Consider the following 3,906-nt stretch of genomic DNA (forward strand, 5'->3'; position numbering starts at 1 on the left):
TTGGCCAAATCCAGGCCTACGGTCTTTACTGTCATTGGGTGGCTCCTTTCCTAGCAGTCGTTGACAACTGCACTTTGGCACGTTCGATGCCGGTGGAGCAGGAGCCATCCACCTCATCCGCTTGGGGCCGTGCGCGACGCGGGTCCGCGAGGGCTTTAATGTGCCTAAATTCCATTCATAAGCCGAACTGCTGCGTGTTGATGAAACTGCAAGGACAGATTGTGTGCTTGAGTCAAATATGGCGCAGTCATGCTGGTTGGTTTAAGTGCTTCCTATGCGTTTGATGCTTGACGGTTACCTTGTGGACACGAAGCGGGCCGAGATTGTTGGGCCCAAAGGGCTTGTGCACGTCGAACGCCTGCCATTCAAACTGGTGGTTCTCCTGATTACAAACCGAGATCGTGTTGTTTCGCGGAGCGACCTGATCGAAAAGATCTGGGACGGGCGGATCGTGAGTGAGGCAACTATCTCCACTGCGATCAAACAGGCCCGCAAAGCCATAGGAGACAATGGAACAAAACAATCAGCTATTAAAACCGTTCACGGATTGGGGTATCGCTTTGTCGCCGAAGTGAAAGAGGTGATCGCTGCTCAAGCGGAAGACATAGCCGCCAGTGACGTATCAATGGGGCCATTGCGAACGCCCGAAAACCCCGTAATCGAATCTCCGTGCATAGCAGTCATGAAGTTCACGATGACGCGGATGGACACAAGCTTGGCATGGTTGACGCATGCGATGCCCAGCGAACTTTTGTCCGGTTTATCGCGGATGCGCTGGCTTCACGTCATATCGAGAGGATCGTCCTTCCAATTCGATCCCGGAACACTTGATCCGGTGAATGCCGGCGCAAGACTTGGTGTACGATACGTGTTGATGGGCAGTATGGAAGCCAGCGACACCGAGATCACGGTTTCTGTAGAACTGGCGGCTGCGCAGGACGGAAAAATCCTCTGGTCTGAAACTTTCACGACAGACCTGAGCGGTATTCAAACCGCGCGTCAGCGTATCGTATCCTCTGTAGTTGGCGCTCTGGAGCTGGAGCTTCCCGCGTATGAGGCAACCCGATCTCGTCGGCTGGCACATGATGAGTTCGATGCTTGGTCACATTTCCACGTGGGCCTGTCCCACCTCTACAAGTTTCGTGAAGACCATAATCAGTCTGCGGCAAAACACTTTGACGCCGCTCTCAAGCTCGACCCCGGTTTTGCGAGAGCACATGCAGGTCAGTCTTTTACGCATTGGCAGACTGCGTTCATGCAATACGACAAGGATCGCGAGCAGGCGCTGCAACGTGCTTTGAAATCGGCAGAACTGGCGCTTGAGATTGATCCGCTCGAGCCGTTTGCGAATTTCAACATGGGCCGCGCTCGGTGGCTTCAAGGCGACATCAAAGGCGGGGAGATGTGGCTGGACCGGGCACTGAGCATCAACCCGAATTTCGCCCAATCACATTATTCAAAGGGCCTGATGCAGCTATTGGATGGCAAGCCCGACGACGCCATAGCACTTGCCAAAAGAGCAATGTCGCTTAGTCCGCTTGATCCGATCAGTTATGCGATGCTGTCCGTACAAGCGTTGTCAAAAATCGCGCAAGAGGATTTCGTTGGCGCGGGAAAGCTGATCGACCGGGCGTTACAGACACCCTCTGTGCATTTTTATATCAACCTTATCGCTGCGTGCGTCAAAGAGCTGGAGGGCAATCATCAAACAGCCTTGCATCATGTAGAGCAGGCCAAAAGACAGCGACCTGACGTGACGTCAAACCTTTTCTTCGGAGCCTTTCCATTTCGGGACGGTCGCATGCGTCGGACAATCAGCGACACATTGGGAAAGCTGGGCCTGGACTAGGTCGAGAGAGCGCCGCATGGGAAAACGCAGCATTTCCGCACGAATTCCACAGCTCCACTTCAAGCGATCCCTTTGAGACCTGTTTAGCAACCTGCTCATACGAGATTGCTAAACAGGAAACCCAAATGACACTTACAATTGGCTCGAAAGCGCCGAATTTCACCGCAATGACAACCAAAGGGATGATCCACTTTCACAACTGGATTGGCGACCATTGGTGCCTTTTCTTCTCCCACCCGAAAGACTTCACACCGGTTTGCACCACTGAATTGGGCGCGGTAGCGCGCGATATGCCCGAATTTGAACGCCGCGGCGTGAAAGTCATAGGGCTCAGCGTAGACCCGATTGAGGCACACCATCGCTGGAAGGAAGACATTGAAGAGACGCAGGGTGTCTCACTTGAATATCCCCTGATTTCAGACCCTGAGCTTGCGGTCGCGAAGACATACGGGATGCTGCCAGCACAGACCGAAGGAGTGGCGACGGATCGGACGGCAATGGACAATCAGACTGCCCGCAGCGTTTTCATCATCGCGCCGAACAAAACGATCCGCGCCGCAATCACCTATCCAATGACCGCAGGCCGCAACTTCACAGAACTGCTGCGCGTGATCGACAGTCTTCAAATGACTGATTTGCATAAGGTCGCGACGCCCGCAAACTGGCAACGCGGCGAAGACGTCATCATTTTGCCGGCGCTGCAGGACGATGCCGCAAAGTCCGCGTTCCCCGAAGGATGGACCGCTCCGCGTCCCTATCTGCGCTTTGTTGCTGATCCTGTCCAATAGGCGCGACTGACCCGTTCCCCAGGAATGATACAAAAGGAATATGCAACGTGATCAGAAGAACATTTCAAACACTTACCGTCGCCGTGCTTTTTTCGACAAATATCGCGGACTCAGCCCAGGCCGAAAGTGAGACCTATCCGAACGCGCATCTGCTTGTTGACGCCAGCGAACTGGCTCAAACCTCAGGCGAATTAGATCGTGTGATCCTCGACATCAGAAGCGCCAAGGAATTCAATTCCGGGCACATCCCGGGTGCGATGCAACTCGACCCCAACGCTGTCGTAGAGCCCGGAGGGCCTATAGACGGTGATCTGCGCCCGATTTCAGAAATCTCAGATCTTCTGGGAAATATCGGCATTGATAGTGCGACAGAGGTCATTCTTTACGATGATCGCGGCGGGTTTCATGCTGCGCGCATGTTTTGGTTGCTCGAATATCTCGGGCATAAAAACGTGCGTTTGCTGAATGGCGGTCTGGAGGCTTGGCGCGAGGTCGAACAGGACCTGACTACAGACGAAACACGGATCCCGATGCCGAAGCGGTTCGTACCTGCAATTGCAGCACGCCGCGCCGCATCCGCTGACTGGATTCTAGAACGTCAGCATGATGAGAACGTTGAAGTCTTGGATGTCCGACCAGGTAGTATATTCGAACAAGGTCACATCCCCTGGGCAACGAACCTGCCCTGGGCACAGAACCTGAACGCGGCGGGCTCGTTTCGTCCAGCCGCAGAGCTTCGGGTGCATTTTGAAGCGGCCGGTGTAGATTGGGATGATCGCGTGGTTGTGCACTGCCAGAATGGCCTGGCGTCCTCTCACAGTTATGTGGCGCTGCGTTTGCTGGGGCATCCGAACGTGCGAACCTACCACAGATCATGGGCTGAATGGGGCGACGACAAGATGTTGCCCAGTGCAACCGGCTCGGACGGATAGAGAAATGACACACCAAAATCCTGCGCCAAAAGAAGGCTTGGCGCAGGACCACGCAAGATAAGAGGCAGACATCGTTACCACTGCCTTGGCAAAAGTAGCGGCAGCTTAGACCGCTTCTTTGACCACAAGGACTCCGAAGCTTTGCGTCTGCAGCGAAGGTCTGGTCTTACGGGCCGCATCGCAGCATTGCGGGTGACGGCTGAACGTCTCCTAATGGGATGTACCGGCTGCTTCACCCAGCAGGTTAGGCTTTGCCTATTTCTGCAAGATGGAGAAGTAGCATGGCGAAGAGCGACTTTGATGAGCTGATGTCGATCGGCATCGATATTGGCAAAGA

The 3,906-nt window shown here is 54.3% G+C and carries 3 protein-coding genes; all 3 read left to right on the forward strand.

All coding sequences use genetic code 11. From position 1 onward, the window contains the following. The first annotated feature begins 274 nt into the window (after nt 1-274). The 3 genes from ACOTTU_RS24815 to ACOTTU_RS24825 all read left to right on the forward strand — a co-directional run bounded on the left by ACOTTU_RS24815 (nt 275) and on the right by ACOTTU_RS24825 (nt 3,569). A complete protein-coding gene (locus ACOTTU_RS24815; RefSeq protein ID WP_425662190.1) occupies nt 275-1,849 on the forward strand; it encodes a winged helix-turn-helix domain-containing tetratricopeptide repeat protein in 1,575 nt (524 codons plus the stop codon). Between the two features lie 125 nt (nt 1,850-1,974). Continuing rightward, a complete protein-coding gene (locus ACOTTU_RS24820) occupies nt 1,975-2,637 on the forward strand; it encodes a peroxiredoxin (protein ID WP_425662192.1) in 663 nt (220 codons plus the stop codon). A 47-nt stretch (nt 2,638-2,684) separates the two neighbouring features. Then, nucleotides 2,685-3,569, forward strand: a complete 885-nt coding sequence (locus ACOTTU_RS24825; protein WP_425662194.1) for a sulfurtransferase — start codon at nt 2,685-2,687, stop codon at nt 3,567-3,569. The last annotated feature ends 337 nt before the right edge of the window (nt 3,570-3,906 follow it).

This window comes from Roseobacter sp. EG26 (assembly GCF_049830555.1).
GTDB lineage: Bacteria > Pseudomonadota > Alphaproteobacteria > Rhodobacterales > Rhodobacteraceae > Roseobacter.

Excerpts from the sequence above, each read along its gene's own strand:
- ACOTTU_RS24815 (WP_425662190.1), top strand. The coding sequence starts at position 275 with ATGCGTTTGATGCTTGACGGTTACCTTGTGGACACGAAGCGGGCCGAG.
- ACOTTU_RS24820 (WP_425662192.1), top strand. The coding sequence starts at position 1,975 with ATGACACTTACAATTGGCTCGAAAGCGCCGAATTTCACCGCAATGACA.